Annotated in this window: 15 protein-coding genes; 14 read left to right on the top strand and 1 reads right to left on the bottom strand. The window is 70.0% G+C overall.

The window, feature by feature from the left end; all coding sequences use genetic code 11:
- Window positions 1-29: 29 nt before the first annotated feature.
- Window positions 30-665 (bottom strand): TIGR03085 family metal-binding protein, encoded by a 636-nt coding sequence (locus G6048_RS31365; RefSeq protein WP_165342976.1) that lies wholly within the window; start codon window positions 663-665, stop codon window positions 30-32.
- Between the two features lie 74 nt (window positions 666-739).
- On the opposite strand from G6048_RS31365, the gene hisI reads away from it, so the two are divergent.
- The 14 genes from hisI (at window position 740) to G6048_RS31295 (ending at window position 17,029) form a co-directional block, all read left to right on the top strand.
- Window positions 740-1,174, top strand: a complete 435-nt coding sequence (gene hisI, locus G6048_RS31360) for a phosphoribosyl-AMP cyclohydrolase (protein WP_165342975.1) — start codon at window positions 740-742, stop codon at window positions 1,172-1,174.
- An 11-nt stretch (window positions 1,175-1,185) separates the two neighbouring features.
- The gene (locus G6048_RS31355) at window positions 1,186-2,664 is read left to right on the top strand and encodes an anthranilate synthase component I (protein WP_165342974.1); all 1,479 of its coding nucleotides are present in this window, start codon (window positions 1,186-1,188) and stop codon (window positions 2,662-2,664) included.
- Between the two features lie 52 nt (window positions 2,665-2,716).
- Complete coding sequence (locus G6048_RS31350) at window positions 2,717-3,358, top strand: TIGR02234 family membrane protein (protein WP_165342973.1); 642 nt, start codon at window positions 2,717-2,719, stop codon at window positions 3,356-3,358.
- Between the two features lie 137 nt (window positions 3,359-3,495).
- Complete coding sequence (locus G6048_RS31345; RefSeq protein ID WP_165342972.1) at window positions 3,496-3,726, top strand: HGxxPAAW family protein; 231 nt, start codon at window positions 3,496-3,498, stop codon at window positions 3,724-3,726.
- 101 nt (window positions 3,727-3,827) lie between these two features.
- Window positions 3,828-4,271 carry a DUF2752 domain-containing protein gene (locus G6048_RS31340; protein WP_165342971.1) on the top strand — a complete coding sequence of 148 codons (444 nt, stop codon included), beginning with the start codon at window positions 3,828-3,830 and terminating at the stop codon, window positions 4,269-4,271.
- Window positions 4,272-4,446: 175 nt separating this feature from the next.
- The gene (gene trpC / locus G6048_RS31335; protein WP_165342970.1) at window positions 4,447-5,256 is read left to right on the top strand and encodes an indole-3-glycerol phosphate synthase TrpC; all 810 of its coding nucleotides are present in this window, start codon (window positions 4,447-4,449) and stop codon (window positions 5,254-5,256) included.
- A gap of 7 nt (window positions 5,257-5,263) precedes the next feature.
- Window positions 5,264-5,527, top strand: coding sequence for a tryptophan biosynthesis modulator TrpM (gene trpM, locus G6048_RS50115; RefSeq protein ID WP_165342969.1), 264 nt, complete (start codon window positions 5,264-5,266; stop codon window positions 5,525-5,527).
- 101 nt (window positions 5,528-5,628) lie between these two features.
- Window positions 5,629-6,921: a tryptophan synthase subunit beta gene (gene trpB / locus G6048_RS31325; RefSeq protein ID WP_165342968.1), complete on the top strand. Its 1,293-nt coding sequence runs from the start codon at window positions 5,629-5,631 to the stop codon at window positions 6,919-6,921.
- The gene (gene trpA, locus G6048_RS31320; protein ID WP_165342967.1) at window positions 6,918-7,733 is read left to right on the top strand and encodes a tryptophan synthase subunit alpha; all 816 of its coding nucleotides are present in this window, start codon (window positions 6,918-6,920) and stop codon (window positions 7,731-7,733) included. The genes trpB and trpA overlap by 4 nt, the downstream gene beginning before the upstream one ends.
- A 125-nt stretch (window positions 7,734-7,858) precedes the next feature.
- Window positions 7,859-8,632, top strand: coding sequence for a DsbA family protein (locus G6048_RS31315; RefSeq protein WP_165342966.1), 774 nt, complete (start codon window positions 7,859-7,861; stop codon window positions 8,630-8,632).
- Window positions 8,633-8,735: 103 nt separating this feature from the next.
- A complete protein-coding gene (lgt, locus tag G6048_RS31310) occupies window positions 8,736-9,689 on the top strand; it encodes a prolipoprotein diacylglyceryl transferase (RefSeq protein ID WP_165342965.1) in 954 nt (317 codons plus the stop codon).
- A gap of 191 nt (window positions 9,690-9,880) precedes the next feature.
- A complete protein-coding gene (locus G6048_RS31305; RefSeq protein ID WP_165342964.1) occupies window positions 9,881-10,609 on the top strand; it encodes a VIT1/CCC1 transporter family protein in 729 nt (242 codons plus the stop codon).
- 371 nt (window positions 10,610-10,980) lie between these two features.
- The gene (gene gltB / locus G6048_RS31300) at window positions 10,981-15,576 is read left to right on the top strand and encodes a glutamate synthase large subunit (RefSeq protein ID WP_165342987.1); all 4,596 of its coding nucleotides are present in this window, start codon (window positions 10,981-10,983) and stop codon (window positions 15,574-15,576) included.
- A complete protein-coding gene (locus G6048_RS31295; protein WP_165342963.1) occupies window positions 15,569-17,029 on the top strand; it encodes a glutamate synthase subunit beta in 1,461 nt (486 codons plus the stop codon). Before gltB ends, G6048_RS31295 begins: the two co-directional genes overlap by 8 nt.
- Window positions 17,030-17,224 lie beyond the last annotated feature (195 nt).

The raw sequence follows: 17,224 nt of genomic DNA, 5'->3' as shown, positions 1-17,224 counted from the left end.
TGTGCGAAGCCCGCACCCCGACGGGGCACTCAGATCCCCAGCTGCTTCGTCTCGTGCAGCTTCGCGATCGCGTCCTTGTCGCCATCCAGCTCCACGTCGGCCGAGTTCTGGCGGCCGTACGTGAACATCAGCAGCTCGGAGGGCTCGCCGGTCACCGTCACCACCGGGGTGCCGCGGTGGGCGACCGCCGTCTGGCCGTCGGGGCGGCGCAGGACCAGGCCGGTGGGGATGCCGCGGCCCATGAGGCGGGCCGTTCGTTCCAGGCGGGACCAGAGGGCGTCCTGGAAGACCGGGTCGAGTTCGCGGGGCGTCCAGTCCGGCTGCGCGCGCCGTACGTCCTCGGTGTGGACGTAGAACTCCACCGTGTTCGCCGCCTCGTCGATCTGCTTGAGGGAGAAGGGCGAGAAGCGGGGCGGGCCGGTACGGATCAGCTGGATCAGTTCCTCGTACGGCTTCTCGGCGAACTCCGTCATCACCCGGTCCAGGCGCGGCGCGAGCTGCTTGATCAGGGCGCCGCCCGCGGCGTCCGGGCGGCGTTCGCGCACCACCACATGGGCGGCCAGATCCCGGGTGTTCCAGCCCTCGCACAGGGTCGGGGCGTCCGGGCCCGAGGCCTCCAACAGGTCGGCGAGGAGAAGTCGTTCACGCTTCGCATGGGTCGACATGTCAGCCAGCCTACGACCGGGCTCGCGGTCCGGACAGTGGACGCCCGCCGGACGGCCCGTACGGGCGCGGCACAATGGGCGTCATGACCCGCACGCCCCCGCCCAGCCCCCTGGATCCCGCCATCGCCGCGCGCCTCAAGCGCAGCACGGACGGGCTCGTCCCCGCGATCGCCCAGCAGTACGACACCGGGGAGGTGCTGATGCTGGGCTGGATGAACGACGAGGCGCTGCACCGCACGCTGACCACCGGCCGCTGCACCTACTGGTCACGCAGCCGCCAGGAGTACTGGGTCAAGGGCGACACCTCCGGGCACGTCCAGCACGTCAAGTCCGTCGCCCTCGACTGCGACGCCGACACCGTCCTGGTCAAGGTCGACCAGGTGGGCGCCGCCTGCCACACGGGCGCCCGCACCTGCTTCGACGCCGACGTCATCAAGTCCGCCGTGTCTGGCGAGGATGCAGCGTCCGCGGAGGACGCCGGGTCCGACGTACCGCCCCTCGGTCAGTAAGGTCAGCCGCCATGGACCTCGAGACGTTCCGCAAGCTGGCCACCGACCGGCGAGTCATCCCCGTCAGCCGCACGCTCCTCGCGGACGGTGACACCCCCGTCGCGCTCTACCGTAAGCTCGCCGCCGAGCGCCCCGGCACCTTCCTGCTGGAGTCCGCGGAGAACGGCCGCTCCTGGTCTCGTTACTCCTTCGTGGGCGTCCGCTCGGCCGCGACTCTCACCGAGCGCGAGGGGCAGGCGCACTGGTTCGGCACCCCGCCCGTCGGCGTCCCCGTCGACGGCGACCCGCTCGCCGCCCTGCGCGCCACCATCGAGGCCCTGCACACCCCCCACCAGGAGGGCATGCCGCCCTTCACCGGTGGCATGGTCGGCTACCTCGGCTACGACATCGTCCGCCGCCTGGAGAAGATCGGCCCCGGCGAACGCGACGACCTGAAGCTCCCCGAGCTGACCATGCTGCTCACCAGCGACCTCGCGGTCCTCGACCACTGGAACGGCACGGTCCTGCTGATCGCCAACGCGATCAACCACAACGACCTCGACACAGGCGTCGACGAGGCGTACGCGGACGCCGTCGCCCGCCTCGACGCCATGGAGGGCGACCTCTCGCGCGCCGTCTCCCAGCCTCCGGCCGCGCTCCCGCCCTCCGAGCTCCCCGAGTACACCGCACTGTGGGGCGGCCCTGACTTCCAGGTCGCCGTGGAGGACATCAAGGAGCGCATCCGGGCCGGCGAGGCCTTCCAGGTCGTACCCTCCCAGCGCTTCGAAACCCCCTGCACAGCAAGCGCGTTGGACGTCTACCGGGTACTGCGGGCCACCAACCCCTCCCCGTACATGTACCTCTTCCGCTTCGACGGCTTCGACGTCGTGGGCTCCTCCCCGGAGGCCCTCGTCAAGGTCGAGGACGGGCACGCGATGGTGCATCCCATCGCCGGCACGCGACCGCGCGGCGCGACCCCGCAGGACGACCAGGCCCTCGCCGATGAACTCCTCGCCGACCCCAAGGAACGCGCCGAGCACCTGATGCTCGTAGACCTGGGACGCAACGACCTGGGCCGCGTCTGCGAGCCGGGCTCCGTCGAGGTCGTCGACTTCATGTCCATCGAGCGCTACTCCCACGTCATGCACATCGTCTCGACGGTGACCGGCAAGGTCGCACAGGGGCGTACGGCCTTCGACGTCCTGACCGCCTGCTTCCCCGCGGGCACCCTCTCCGGCGCCCCCAAGCCCCGCGCGATGCAGATCATCGACGAGCTGGAGCCGAGCCGCCGCGGCGTGTACGGCGGCTGCGTCGGCTACCTCGACTTCGCGGGCGACTCCGACACCGCCATCGCCATCCGTACGGCCCTGCTGCGGGACGGCACGGCATACGTGCAGGCCGGCGCCGGAATCGTCGCCGACTCGAACCCCGTGGCCGAGGACGACGAGTGCCGCAACAAGGCGGCGGCCGTGCTGCGGGCGGTACACACGGCGAACCGGCTCGGACAATAGGGCACTTCTCACGTGGGCCCCGGGTGACCGTTCGCCCGGGGTTCGAGCGATAGTGGGGTACGTGACTGCTGTACCTCACCCCCGATACGAAGCAGCCGGACCCGCCCGGTCCGGCCGCCGAAGCCTCGCCATCGCCCTGCTCTGCGGCGCGCTCGGCGCGGCCGTGGCGCTGCTCGCCTCTCGGCAGGGCTGGTCGGAGGGCACCGCGACAGTGGCCGGCGGCGACTTCCCGCTGAGCGCCACGGGCAGCGACGTCACGGGCGTGCCCGCGGCCCTCGCCATAGTTGGCCTGGCCGCCCTCGTCGCCGTCTTCGCCGTACGCCGTGCCGGGCGCTTCCTGGTCGCCGCGCTCCTCGCGCTCTCCGGCGCGGGCACCGTGGCCGCGGCCCTCCTCGGCGCCTCCGACAGCTCCGCACTCGACGACAAGGCCGCGCAGGCGTCCGGCGACACCGCCGCGACCGTCGACTCCATGAGCCATACCGCCTGGCCGTACGTGGCTGCCGCGGGCGGAGTGCTGCTCCTGCTCGCGGGACTGCTGGCGCTGCGCTACGGACGGCTGTGGCCTGCCATGTCGGGCCGTTACGAGCGGGACGGCACCCCCAGGCCCCGTAAGGCCAGGCCCGCCGCGGACCCGGACCGGCCCGAGGAGATGTGGAAGGCACTGGACCGCGGCGAGGACCCGACGGGGGCCTAGGGCTCCCACTTGAGGCAGGACCCCCGATCAACGTGCACGCGCGCGTGCGGGACAATGAGCTGCGAGCGCCCGACTCACTCAGGCGACTCGCACAGGCACACTCAGCCACACACGCAATCAGCAACGAGGAGCAAGTCATGGCGGGCAACCACCACGGTCACACCCCGGCCGCCTGGACCGGTGTCATCATCGCCTTCATCGGTTTCTGCGTCTCGGGTGCCTTCATGGTGTTGGCCAACCCGCTGGGCTTCTGGGCCGGGTTGGTCATCGTTGCCCTCGGCGGCGTGGTCGGCATGGCCATGAGCGCGGCGGGCCTCGGGCAGCCGAAGTCCACGCACCCGCCGCACAAGGTGGCCTCCGACAGCTGATCCCCCTCGCGGCATCGAGGAAAAGGCGGCCCGGGCTTCCAGCGCCGGGGCCGCCTTTTCCTGTGCTTTTTCGTGTGCACAGCCTGCTGCTCCCGAGGAGAATGCGTCGAGTGGACACCGAAAGCCAGAGGGTGACGTCCCCTCCCGGATCCGTGGTGCGGCGGCTGGCTGTGCCCGGCGGTGTGCTCGCGGCCGTCGCCGGGGCCTTCGCGTACGTCGCCGCCGTGGACCCGAACGAGCCAGGGCACTATCCCACCTGTCCGCTGCTCCAGTACACGGGCGTGTACTGCCCCGGATGCGGCGGACTGCGCAGCGCGCACGCCTTCGCGCACGGGGACTTCGCGGCAGCGCTGCAGGCCAACGCGGTCGCGGTCGTGGCGTACTTCGTGTGCGCGGTGCTGTGGACGCTCTGGGTGGTCCGCTCGGTCCGGGGCCGCCCGCTGAACCTCGATCTGCGGACCGTTCATCTGTGGGGGATCGGGGCGTCGCTGTTCGTCTTCACCGTTGTCCGGAATCTGCCGTTCGGTGGCTGGCTTCACCCTTGATCCACTGGCAAATGTCCAGGTAGTGGGACCGGCGTCAACCGGATGCGAGGGCAACGCCCTCCTGCGGATACCATCGCAGTGACCATCGGTTTCGTCTGATGCGGGCGACGCTCGACTCAACCGCTCAGCAGCACGACAGCTTGAACCGTCCACCGTCAGGAAGGGGGCCGCTCGCGTGAGTGTGCTCGACGAGATCATCGACGGAGTCCGTGCCGACCTCGCGGAGCGGCAGGCACGCGTCAGCCTCGACGAGCTCAAGGAGCGTGCGGCGAAGGCTCCTGCGGCCAAGGACGGCGTGGCCGCCCTGCGCGGCGACGGCGTCAAGGTCATCTGCGAGGTGAAGCGCTCGAGCCCGTCCAAGGGCGCGCTCGCCGCGATCGCCGACCCGGCCGCGCTCGCCGCGGACTACGAGGCGGGCGGCGCGGCGGTGATCTCGGTGCTGACCGAGCAGCGCCGCTTCGGCGGTTCACTGGCCGACCTGGAGGCCGTACGGGCCCGGGTGGACATCCCGGTCCTGCGCAAGGACTTCATCGTCACGTCGTACCAGCTCTGGGAGGCGCGGGCGTACGGCGCGGATCTGGCCCTGCTGATCGTCGCGGCCCTGGACCAGGCCGCCCTGGAGTCCCTCATCGAGCGCGCCGTGTCCATCGGGCTGACACCGATCGTCGAGGTGCACGACGAGGACGAGGTCGAGCGTGCGGTGTCCGCCGGAGCGAAGGTCATCGGCGTGAACGCGCGCGACCTGAAGACCCTGAAGGTCGACCGCACGACCTTCGACCGCATCGCCCCCGAGATCCCCGACACCATCGTCAAGATCGCCGAGTCCGGCGTCCGCGGCCCCCACGACCTCATCGCGTACGCCAACGCCGGCGCCGACGCGGTCCTGGTCGGCGAGTCTCTGGTCACCGGCCGCGACCCGAAGGCAGCGGTCTCCGACCTGGTGGCAGCGGGCGCCCACCCGGCCCTGCGTCACGGACGAGGCTGACACACGGATGTACGCCGACCACGCCCTCACCGCCACCCGTCCGGGCTCTCGTCCCGACGGCGGTCCGGCGTGCGCACGGTCGGCTGCCGCGGCCCCCTCGGCGCCGCGGGACCCCTACGCCCGCCTCGCCCGCGGCTGCCGTCCGCGAGGATGCCGGGCGCCCGCGCGACGGGTGCACGGGCGCCGGGTGCGGTACGTGATCGGCGATGAGCCCGGCCAGGTCAACGGAATGCGATGGCGTCGGCGCCTCGCGCGCCTTCTCGGCCGGTAGGTCTCCGCACGGTGCACGACCGGCGGATACCTCTAGCGGCGCGCACACCGTGACCGTCATCCCACCTGCAACCGGGGCCCACGCCCCTGCGAGGTAACCGCATGCCCAGCGAGTTCTTCATCCCTGACCCGGAGGGTCAAGTTCCCAGCGCCGAGGGGTACTTCGGTGCGTTCGGCGGCAAGTTCATTCCGGAGGCGCTGGTCGCCGCCGTGGACGAGGTCGCCGTGGAGTACGACAAGGCGAAGTCCGATCCGGAGTTCGCACGCGAGCTGGACGACCTGCTCGTCAACTACACCGGGCGGCCGAGCGCACTGACCGAGGTGCCCCGGTTCGCCGAGCACGCCGGTGGCGCCCGGATCTTCCTCAAGCGGGAAGACCTCAACCACACCGGCTCGCACAAGATCAACAACGTGCTCGGTCAGGCCCTGCTCACCAAGCGCATGGGCAAGACCCGCGTCATCGCCGAGACCGGAGCCGGCCAGCACGGCGTCGCGACCGCCACCGCCTGCGCGCTCTTCGGCCTCGAGTGCACCATCTACATGGGCGAGATCGACACCCAGCGGCAGGCCCTCAACGTCGCCCGGATGCGCATGCTCGGCGCCGAGGTCATCGCCGTGAAGTCCGGCAGCCGGACCCTCAAGGACGCCATCAACGAGGCGTTCCGCGACTGGGTCGCCAACGTCGAGCACACGCACTACCTGTTCGGGACCGTGGCAGGCCCGCATCCCTTCCCCGCGATGGTGCGCGACTTCCACCGCGTCATCGGCGTCGAGGCCAGGCGGCAACTCCTGGAGCGCGCCGGACGCCTCCCCGACGCAGCCATCGCCTGCGTCGGCGGTGGCTCGAACGCCATCGGCCTGTTCCACGCGTTCATCCCCGACACGGACGTACGCCTCATCGGCTGCGAACCGGCCGGCCACGGCGTCGAGACCGGCGAGCACGCGGCCACCCTCACCGCCGGTGAGCCGGGCATCCTGCACGGTTCGAGGAGTTACGTACTCCAGGACGAGGAAGGCCAGATCACCGAGCCGTACTCGATCTCGGCCGGGCTCGACTACCCGGGCATCGGCCCCGAGCACTCGTACCTCAAGGACAGCGGCCGCGGCGAGTACCGGGCCGTCACCGACGACGCGGCGATGCAGGCCCTGCGCCTGCTGTCCCGCACGGAGGGGATCATCCCGGCGATCGAGAGCGCGCACGCGCTCGCCGGTGCCCTGGAGGTGGGCCAGGAGCTGGGCAAGGACGGGCTGATCATCGTCAACCTGTCGGGACGCGGCGACAAGGACATGGACACGGCCGCCCGTTACTTCGGCCTGTACGACAAGGGCGCCGACGCCGTCGTCGCCGCGGATGCCGACAGCGACACCGCCGAGATCGAAGGGGACGCCAAGTGAGCGGCAACATCCAGCTGTTGAGCGACACCCTCGCGGCAGCGAAGGCGGAGGGCCGGTCCGCCCTCATCGCGTACCTCCCGGCAGGCTTCCCGACCGTCGACGGCGGGATCGCTGCCGTCAAGGCCGTCTTCGAGGGCGGCGCCGACGTCGTCGAGGTCGGGCTGCCGCACAGCGACCCGGTCCTCGACGGCCCCGTCATCCAGACCGCCGACGACATCGCCCTGCGCGGCGGAGTCAGGATCGCGGACGTGATGCGCACGGTCCGCGAGGCGTACGAGGCGACCGGGAAGCCGGTGCTCGTGATGACGTACTGGAACCCCATCGACCGCTACGGCGTCGAGCGCTTCACCGCCGAGCTGGCGGCGGCCGGCGGGGCGGGCTGCATCCTGCCCGACCTGCCGGTCCAGGAGTCCGCGCTGTGGAGGGAGCACGCCGAGAAGCACGGCCTCGCGACCGTCTTCGTCGTCGCGCCCAGCAGCAAGGACGCCCGGCTCGCCGAGATCAGTGCGGCGGGCTCCGGATTCGTGTACGCGGCCTCCCTGATGGGCGTCACCGGCACCCGCGAGTCGGTGGGCGCACAGGCGCAGGACCTCGTACGACGCACCAAGGCCACCACCGAACTGCCGGTCTGCGTCGGCCTCGGCGTCTCCAACGCCGAACAGGCCGCCGAGGTCGCCGGCTTCGCCGACGGCGTCATCGTCGGCTCGGCCTTCGTCAAGCGCATGCTGGACGCGCCGGACGAGACGGCGGCACTGGAGGCCGTACGCACACTGGCCGCGGACCTCGCGAAGGGCGTCCGCGGGACGGTGTGACAGGCGGTCCGGCAGGCTGCTGACGTCCGTTACGTCCGCTTACGTAACGGACAATCCGCTCACTCGTACGGGTGGACCTGGGACCGGGGAGGCGCTCTGCGCCTCCCCGGTTCGTTCTGCCACATGTGAGCGAGAAGAACCGTGAAGGAAAGCGCACCGCCCGCGAGCGGCTGGCGGTCGAGCGAGCGAAGCAGAAGGCCGGAGAGAAGCGCCGCCGTGCGCTGATCGTGAGCTCCTCCGTGGTCTGCGTACTGGCACTGGCCGGGCTGATCGGCGCCCTGGCCGCGAACGCGGGCCAGGGCAAGACGGATACGGAGGGGCCGGTCAAGGCGCCCTCGGGGACGAGCGGCGGCGACAGTCCCGCCATCCCCGTCGGCCAGAAGAGCGCGAGATCGACGCTCACCGTGTGGGAGGACTTCCGCTGCCCGGCCTGCAAGAGCTTCGAGGACGCGTACCGCTCGACGATCCATGAGCTGACGGACTCCGGACAGCTGAAGGTCGAGTACCACCTCGCCACGCTGATCGACGGGAACATGGGCGGCAGCGGCTCCCTGCGCGCCGCCAACGCCTCAGCATGCGCTCAGAACGCCGGGAAGTTCCCCGCGTACCACGACGTGCTGTTCCAGAACCAGCCTCAGGAGACGAGCGACGAGTTCGCCGACAACGGCAAGCTGATCGAGCTGGCGGGCAAGGTCGACGGACTCGACACCCCCACGTTCCGGAAGTGCGTCGAGGACGGCACGCACAACAGCTGGGTGACCAAGTCCAACAAGGCCTTCCAGAGCGGCGGCTTCCAGGGCACCCCGACCGTGCTGCTGAACGGCAAGAACATCTACCAGGACCGGGCGATGACCCCGGCGAAGCTGAAGCGGATGATCCAGGAGTCGGACAAGTCGTAGTACCGGTACGGGTTTCGGGGCGCGGGGCCCGTTACCCGTTATGGAGCCGTAGCCCGGGCGGGTTGCCGCACGTCCCGCTCGGCAGGGTAGCGTCGACCCTGCCATGGAACTTGCCTCTTTCCCCAGTCCGTCGCGCGGAGTGTACGACCTCTTCGGTTTCATTCCGCTGCGCGGTTACGCGTTCTGCATCATCGCCGGCGTCTTTCTGGCCGTCTGGCTTGGAAACAAACGGTGGATCGCCCGCGGGGGCCGGTCCGGCACCGTGGCCGACATCGCCGTGTGGGCGGTGCCGTTCGGTCTCGTCGGCGGCCGGCTGTACCACGTCGTCACGGACTACCAGCTGTACTTCAGCGAGGGTGAGGACTGGGTCGACGCCTTCAAGATCTGGGAAGGCGGCCTCGGTATCTGGGGCGCCATCGCGATGGGCGGCCTGGGAGCGTGGATCGGCTGCCGTCGCCGCGGGATCCCGTTGCCCGCCTGGGCCGACGCCGTCGCCCCGGGCATCGCGCTCGCGCAGGCCGTAGGACGCTGGGGCAACTGGTTCAACCAGGAGCTGTACGGGCGGGCCACGGATCTGCCCTGGGCGGTGGAGATCACGTCCTCGGACGACGGGCGCATTCCTGGCACGTACCACCCGACCTTCCTCTACGAGTCGCTGTGGTGCATCGGCGTCGCACTGCTCGTCATCTGGGCGGACCGGCGCTTCAAGCTCGGGCATGGGCGGGCGTTCGCCGTGTACGTCGCCGCGTACTGCGCGGGCCGGGCCTGGATCGAGTACATGCGCGTCGACGAAGCCCACCACATCCTTGGGGTTCGCCTCAACGTCTGGACCGCGGCGCTGGTCTTCCTCCTCGCCGTCCTCTACATCGTGCTGTCGGCCAAGAAGCGCCCGGGACGCGAAGAGGTCGTCGAGCCGGCGGCTGTCGCCGACGGTCCGTCCGACGACGCGGAGGCCTCCGACGAGGAGTCCGACTCTTCCAACCCCTCCGATGCTGACTCCTCCGATGCGAAGCCCGATCTGAAGAAGGACGAGGCCGAGTCGGCCAAGAAGACCTGACCCAGGCTTGTACGTCGAAGGGGGCGCCCCAGTTGCTCGGGGCGCCCCCTTCGACATGCGTCACACACCCCGGCGTCGCGCAAAAGCGCAGGTAAGTACGGCCTTCCTTGCTGGCAGGCATGAAATCTCCGGCGTACTTTGGATGTTGTCAAGAAGCGGAACTCATCCAATAAAGCTCCCTGGGGGACGGCGTGGCCATCATCGAGACCGAAGCGAGCCTGCACGAAGCGCACCGCGACAACCACACCCACCGGGACGTCAACGGTGGCTGGCTACGCCCCGCGGTCTTCGGCGCGATGGACGGTCTCGTCTCCAACCTGGCGCTGATGACCGGGGTGGCGGGCGGTGCCGTCGCCCACCAGACGGTCGTCCTGACCGGTCTCGCGGGACTCGCCGCCGGCGCCTTCTCCATGGCGGCCGGCGAGTACACCTCCGTCGCCTCGCAGCGCGAGCTCGTCCAGGCCGAACTCGAGGTGGAGCGCAGGGAGTTGCGCAAGCATCCCAGGTGTGAGGAGCGGGAGCTGGCCGAGCTGTACGAGGCCCGGGGCGTCGCCCCCGCACTCGCCCGCGAGGTGGCCCGGCAGCTGTCGAAGGACCCCGAGCAGGCCCTCGAGATCCACGCGCGTGAGGAGCTCGGTATCGACCCCGGCGACCTGCCCTCGCCGACCGTGGCCGCCGCCTCCTCCTTCGGCTCGTTCGCGTTGGGCGCCCTGCTGCCCGTACTGCCGTATCTGCTCGGTGCGACCGTGCTGTGGCCGGCGGTGCTGCTGGCGTTGCTCGGGCTCTTCGCGTGCGGGGCGGTGGTGGCCAGGGTGACCGCGCGGTCCTGGTGGTACAGCGGGCTGCGGCAGCTCGCCCTGGGCGGTGCCGCGGCGGGTGTGACGTACGCCCTGGGCAGTCTGTTCGGTGCGGCCGTATGATGGCTTGGCTGAGGGTTCTATGCATGGGACTGCATATGTAGCTGTTACTCGGCGGTTTCGATTCCTTAACCACTGGGCATGAGCCGTAAGCGCTGCGGGCAATGAGGCCTGGTGTGCACCAGCGCGGTGGGCGACGTTGCCTGCCGCGTTACCCGGACCGACGGGCATGGATCTGTCCCCGTAGGACCCCTTATTTCACCGCCACGAGCGGCACCCCCACCGCGACCCGCGGTGTCCGCATGTTGGAACGCGGTATCCGGTTCCCGAGAACCGCTCCATCATGTAACCTGCACGAAATTTTGATCTCAGCAGAGGGCCAACGTCGTCCCTCGGCAATCTGCATATGCCACATGACGACGACGGGAGAGCCGATGCGTACGCCGCGCCAGCCGTCCCAGCATTCCGAGAATGGCCAGAAGTGGTCGTTCATGGATGCTCGCCCTGCTGCGCAGGGTATGTACGACCCCCGCAACGAGCACGACGCCTGTGGCGTCGGCTTTGTGGCGACCCTCACCGGCGAGGCGAGCCATGCGCTGGTCGAGCAGGCGCTCACGGTTCTGCGCAACCTGGAGCACCGCGGTGCCACCGGCGCCGAGCCCGACTCGGGCGACGGCGCGGGCATCCTGTCCCAGGTCCCCGACGCCTTCTTCCGCGAGGTGGCCGGAATCGAGCTGCCCGAGGCCGGTGCGTACGCGGTCGGTACCGCCTTCCTGCCCGAGCACAACGCGGCCGACGCCATCGCGCTGATCGACGCGATCGCCGCCGACGAGGGCCTGACCGTCCTCGGCTGGCGCGAGGTCCCGATCGCCCCCGAACTCCTCGGCGCCACCGCCCGCTCCACGATGCCCGCCTTCCGGCAGATCTTCGTCAGCGACGGCGTCAGCAAGGGCATCGACCTCGACCGCAAGGCCTTTGTGCTGCGCAAGCGTGCCGAGCGTGAGGCCGACGTGTACTTCCCGTCGCTCTCCGCGCGCACCATCGTCTACAAGGGGATGCTGACCACCGGCCAGCTGGAGCCCTTCTTCCCGGACCTGTCCGACCGCCGCTTCGCCTCCGCGATCGCGCTCGTGCACTCCCGGTTCTCCACCAACACCTTCCCGAGCTGGCCGCTCGCCCACCCGTACCGCTTCGTCGCGCACAACGGCGAGATCAACACGGTCATGGGCAACCGCAACTGGATGCGCGCCCGCGAGTCCCAGCTGGTCTCCGACCTGTTCGGCCCGCAGGAGAAGCTGGACCGGGTCTTCCCGATCTGTACGCCGGAGGCCTCCGACTCGGCGTCCTTCGACGAGGTGCTCGAACTGCTGCACCTGGGCGGCCGTTCGCTGCCGCACTCCGTGCTGATGATGATTCCGGAGGCGTGGGAGAACCACGACTCCATGGACCCGGCCCGGCGCGCCTTCTACCAGTTCCACTCCACGATGATGGAGCCCTGGGACGGCCCGGCCTGTGTCACCTTCACCGACGGCACCCAGGTCGGCGCGGTCCTCGACCGCAACGGACTGCGCCCCGGCCGCTACTGGGTCACCGACGACGGCCTCGTCGTCCTCGGCTCCGAGGTCGGCGTCCTCGACATCGACCCGGCCAAGGTCGTCCGCAAGGGCCGGCTGCAGCCCGGCCGGATGTTCCTCGTGGACACCGCCGAGCACCGCATCATCGAGGACGACGAGATCAAGCGGACGCTCGCGGCGGAAAACCCGTACGCGGAGTGGCTGGAAGCCGGCGAGATCGAGCTCTCCGACCTGCCCGAGCGCGAGCACATCGTGCACACCCACGCCTCGGTCACCCGCCGCCAGCAGACCTTCGGCTACACCGAGGAGGAGCTGCGCGTCATCCTCGCGCCGATGGCCAAGGCCGGTGCGGAGCCGATCGGTTCGATGGGTACGGACTCGCCGATCGCGGCCCTGTCCGACCGCCCGCGTCTCCTCTTCGACTACTTCACCCAGCTGTTCGCGCAGGTCACCAACCCGCCGCTGGACGCCATCCGCGAGGAGCTCGTCACCTCGCTGCGCTCGTCCCTCGGCCCCGCGGGCAACCTCCTGGAGCCGACCGCCGCGTCGTGCCGCAGTGTCACGCTGCCCTTCCCGGTGATCGACAACGACGAGCTGGCCAAGCTCATCCACATAAACGCCGACGGCGACATGCCGGGCATGAAGGCCGCGACGCTGTCGGGTCTCTACCGGGTCGGCGGAGGCGGCGACGCCCTCGCGGCCCGTATCGAGGAGATCTGCACCGAGGCCGACGCCGCCATAGCGAACGGCGCCCGCCTGATCGTCCTCTCGGACCGGCACTCCGACGCCGAGCACGCGCCGATCCCGTCGCTGCTGCTCACCGCGGCCGTCCACCACCACCTGATCCGTACGAAGCAGCGCACCCAGGTGGGCCTGCTCGTCGAGGCCGGTGATGTCCGCGAGGTCCACCACGTGGCCCTGCTCATCGGCTACGGCGCCGCGGCGGTGAACCCGTACCTGGCGATGGAGTCCGTCGAGGACCTCGTCCGCGCAGGGACGTTCCTGCCCGGCATCGAGCCCGAGAAGGCCCTCCGGAACCTGATCTACGCCCTCGGCAAGGGCGTCCTCAAGGTCATGTCCAAGATGGGCATCTCGACCGTCGCCTCCTACCGCGGCGCCCAGGTCTTCGAGGCCGTCGGTCTCGACCAGGCCTTCGTCGAGAAGTACTTCAACGGCACCGCCACCAAGATCGGCGGCGTCGGTATCGACGTCATCGCCAAGGAGGTCGCCGCCCGCCACGCCAAGGCGTACCCGGCGAGCGGCATCGCGCCCGCGCACCGCGCCCTCGACATAGGCGGCGAGTACCAGTGGCGCCGTGAGGGCGAGCCGCACCTGTTCGACCCGGACACGGTGTTCCGCCTCCAGCACTCGACGCGGTCGGGCAAGTACGACATCTTCAAGCAGTACACGGGCCGCGTGAACGAGCAGTCCGAGCGGCTGATGACGCTCCGGGGTCTGTTCGGCTTCAAGTCGGACCGCGAGCCGATCTCCATCGACGAGGTCGAGCCGGTCAGCGAGATCGTCAAGCGCTTCTCCACCGGCGCCATGTCGTACGGCTCCATCTCCAAGGAAGCCCACGAGACGCTCGCCATCGCCATGAACCAGCTGGGCGGCAAGTCCAACACCGGTGAGGGCGGCGAGGACCCGGACCGCCTGTACGACCCGGCGCGGCGTTCGTCGATCAAGCAGGTGGCGTCCGGTCGCTTCGGCGTGACGAGCGAATACCTCGTCAACTCCGATGACATCCAGATCAAGATGGCCCAGGGCGCCAAGCCCGGCGAGGGCGGCCAGCTGCCCGGCCACAAGGTCTACCCGTGGGTCGCCAAGACGCGGCACTCGACGCCGGGTGTCGGCCTGATCTCGCCGCCGCCGCACCACGACATCTACTCCATCGAGGACCTGGCCCAGCTGATCCACGACCTGAAGAACGCGAACCCGCAGGCGCGGATTCACGTGAAGCTGGTCTCCGAGGTCGGTGTCGGCACGGTCGCCGCGGGTGTCTCCAAGGCCCACGCCGATGTCGTACTGATCTCGGGTCACGACGGTGGTACGGGCGCGTCCCCGCTGACGTCGCTCAAGCACGCCGGTGGTCCCTGGGAGCTCGGCCTCGCCGAGACCCAGCAGACGCTGCTGCTCAACGGCCTGCGCGACCGCATCGTCGTGCAGACCGACGGCCAGCTGAAGACCGGCCGCGACGTCGTCATCGCCGCGCTGCTCGGCGCCGAGGAGTTCGGTTTCGCGACCGCGCCGCTCGTCGTCTCCGGCTGCGTCATGATGCGCGTCTGTCACCTGGACACCTGCCCGGTCGGCATCGCCACGCAGAACCCGACGCTCCGCGACCGGTTCACGGGCAAGGCCGAGTACGTCGTGAACTTCTTCCAGTTCATCGCCGAGGAGGTCCGCGAGCTCCTCGCCGAGCTGGGCTTCCGCTCCATCGAGGAGGCCGTCGGCCACGCCGAGACGCTCGACGTCACGCGTGCCATCGACCATTGGAAGGCGCAGGGCCTGAACCTGGAGCCGCTGTTCCACGTGCCCGAGCTGCCCGAGGGCGCGGTGCGCCACCAGGTCATCACGCAGGACCACGGCCTGGAGAAGGCGCTCGACAACGAGCTGATCAAGCTCTCCGCCGACGCCCTGGCCGCGGCCGGTGCGACCGACGCCCAGCCGGTCCGTGCCCAGGTCGCGATCCGCAACATCAACCGCACGGTCGGCACCATGCTCGGCCACGAGGTGACGAAGAAGTTCGGCGGCGCGGGCCTGCCCGACGACACCATCGACATCACCTTCACGGGTTCGGCGGGCCAGTCCTTCGGGGCCTTCCTGCCGCGCGGTGTGACGCTGCGCCTAGAGGGTGACGCCAACGACTACGTCGGCAAGGGGCTGTCCGGTGGGCGCCTGATCGTCCGCCCGGACCGGGGCGCCGACCACCTCGCCGAGTTCTCGACGATCGCGGGCAACACCATCGCGTACGGCGCGACCGGCGGTGAACTGTTCCTCCGGGGCCGTACGGGCGAGCGGTTCTGCGTCCGCAACTCCGGCGCGACGGTCGTGTCCGAGGGCGTGGGCGACCACGGCTGCGAGTACATGACCGGCGGTCACGCGGTGATCCTCGGCGAGACGGGCCGCAACTTCGCGGCCGGTATGTCCGGCGGCATCGCCTACGTGATCGACCTGAACCGCGACAACGTGAACGTCGGCAACGTCGGCGCCGTCGAGAAGCTGGACGACACCGACAAGCAGTGGCTGCACGACGTGGTGCGCCGGCACGCGGAGGAGACCGGCTCCACGGTCGCCGGGAAGCTCCTCGCCGAGTGGTCCGAGTCGGTGGACCGCTTCAGCAAGATCATCCCCAGTACGTACAAGGCAGTGCTCGCCGCCAAGGACGCCGCCGAGCGAGCCGGGCTCTCCGAGTCCGAGATCACCGAGAAGATGATGGAGGCGGCGACCAATGGCTGATCCCAAGGGCTTTCTCAACCACGGCCGCGAGGTCGCCAAGAGCCGTCCCGTCGAGGAGCGCGTCAAGGACTGGAACGAGGTCTACGTCCCCGGCTCGCTGCTGCCGATCATCTCCAAGCAGGCCTCGCGCTGCATGGACTGCGGAATCCCGTTCTGCCACAACGGCTGCCCGCTGGGGAACCTGATCCCCGAGTGGAACGACTACGCGTACCGCGAGGACTGGCACGCCGCGAGCGACCGTCTGCACGCGACGAACAACTTCCCGGAGTTCACCGGGCGGTTGTGCCCCGCCCCGTGCGAGTCGGCGTGCGTGCTCGGCATCAACCAGCCCGCCGTGACCATCAAGAACGTCGAGGTCTCGATCATCGACAAGGCCTGGGACAGCGGCGATGTCGCCCCCCAGGCGCCGGAGCGGCTGTCCGGCAAGACGGTCGCGGTCATCGGCTCGGGCCCGGCGGGCCTGGCAGCGGCGCAGCAGCTGACGCGCGCCGGCCACACTGTCGCGGTGTACGAGCGGGCGGACCGCATCGGCGGCCTTCTCCGCTACGGCATCCCCGAGTTCAAGATGGAGAAGCGGCACATCAACCGCCGTATCGAGCAGATGCGCGCGGAGGGCACCCGCTTCCGTACGGGCATCGAGATCGGCCGGGACATGAAGGCGACGGACCTGCGCAAGCGGTACGACGCCGTGGTCATCGCGGCCGGATCGACCGTCTCGCGTGACCTCCCCGTCCCCGGGCGTGAGCTGAACGGCATCCACTTCGCGATGGAGTACCTGCCGCTGGCCAACAAGGTGCAGGAGGGCGACTATGTGTCGCCTCCGATCACCGCCGAGGGCAAGCACGTCGTGGTCATCGGCGGCGGTGACACGGGCGCGGACTGCGTGGGCACGGCCCACCGCCAGGGCGCTGCCTCCGTCACGCAGCTGGAGATCATGCCGCGGCCGGGCGAGGAGCGGGACCCGGGCCAGCCCTGGCCGACCTTCCCCATGCTCTACAAGGTCACCTCCGCGCACGAGGAGGGCGGCGAGCGGGTCTACTCCGTCTCGACCACCCACTTCGAGGGCGACGAGGACGGCAATGTGCAGTGGCTGCACCTTGTCGAGGTCGAGTTCGTGGACGGCAAGCTGAACCAGAAGCCGGGTACGGAGCGGAAGATTCCGGCTCAGCTGGTCACGCTCGCGATGGGCTTCACCGGGATCGACCAGGAGAACGGGCTGGTCTCGCAGTTCGGCCTGGACCTCGACGCGCGCGGCAATGTCGCCCGCGACGGCGAGTTCCAGACGAACGTTCCGGGTGTGTTCGTGGCCGGTGACGCCGGCCGCGGCCAGTCGCTGATCGTCTGGGCCATCGCGGAGGGCCGCTCGGCCGCCCGCGGGGTCGACCGCTTCCTCACGGGCGCGAGCGACCTGCCGGCCCCCATCCGCCCGACGGACCGCGCGCTCGCGGTCTGACGGCCCCCAAACGTCCCGTACAAAGGCGTACGGAACACACAACGCCCGCCCCTTGTCCCCGACCGGACGCTGGGCGGGCGTTGTGGTGTTTCGCCCCCGCGCGGGCGCCGGAAGGGCCGCGTGGTCGAGGGCCTCGCGGGCGACTTCGAGGAGCAGGCGGTGGTGGACGCTCGCCTTGTCGTTCGGGTCCAGATG

This window comes from Streptomyces ureilyticus (genome assembly GCF_011045025.1).
Classification (GTDB): Bacteria; Actinomycetota; Actinomycetes; order Streptomycetales; family Streptomycetaceae; genus Streptomyces; species Streptomyces ureilyticus.
Note: the sequence above shows the minus strand (reverse complement) of the source record. Positions and strands in the feature narration are given on the sequence as shown.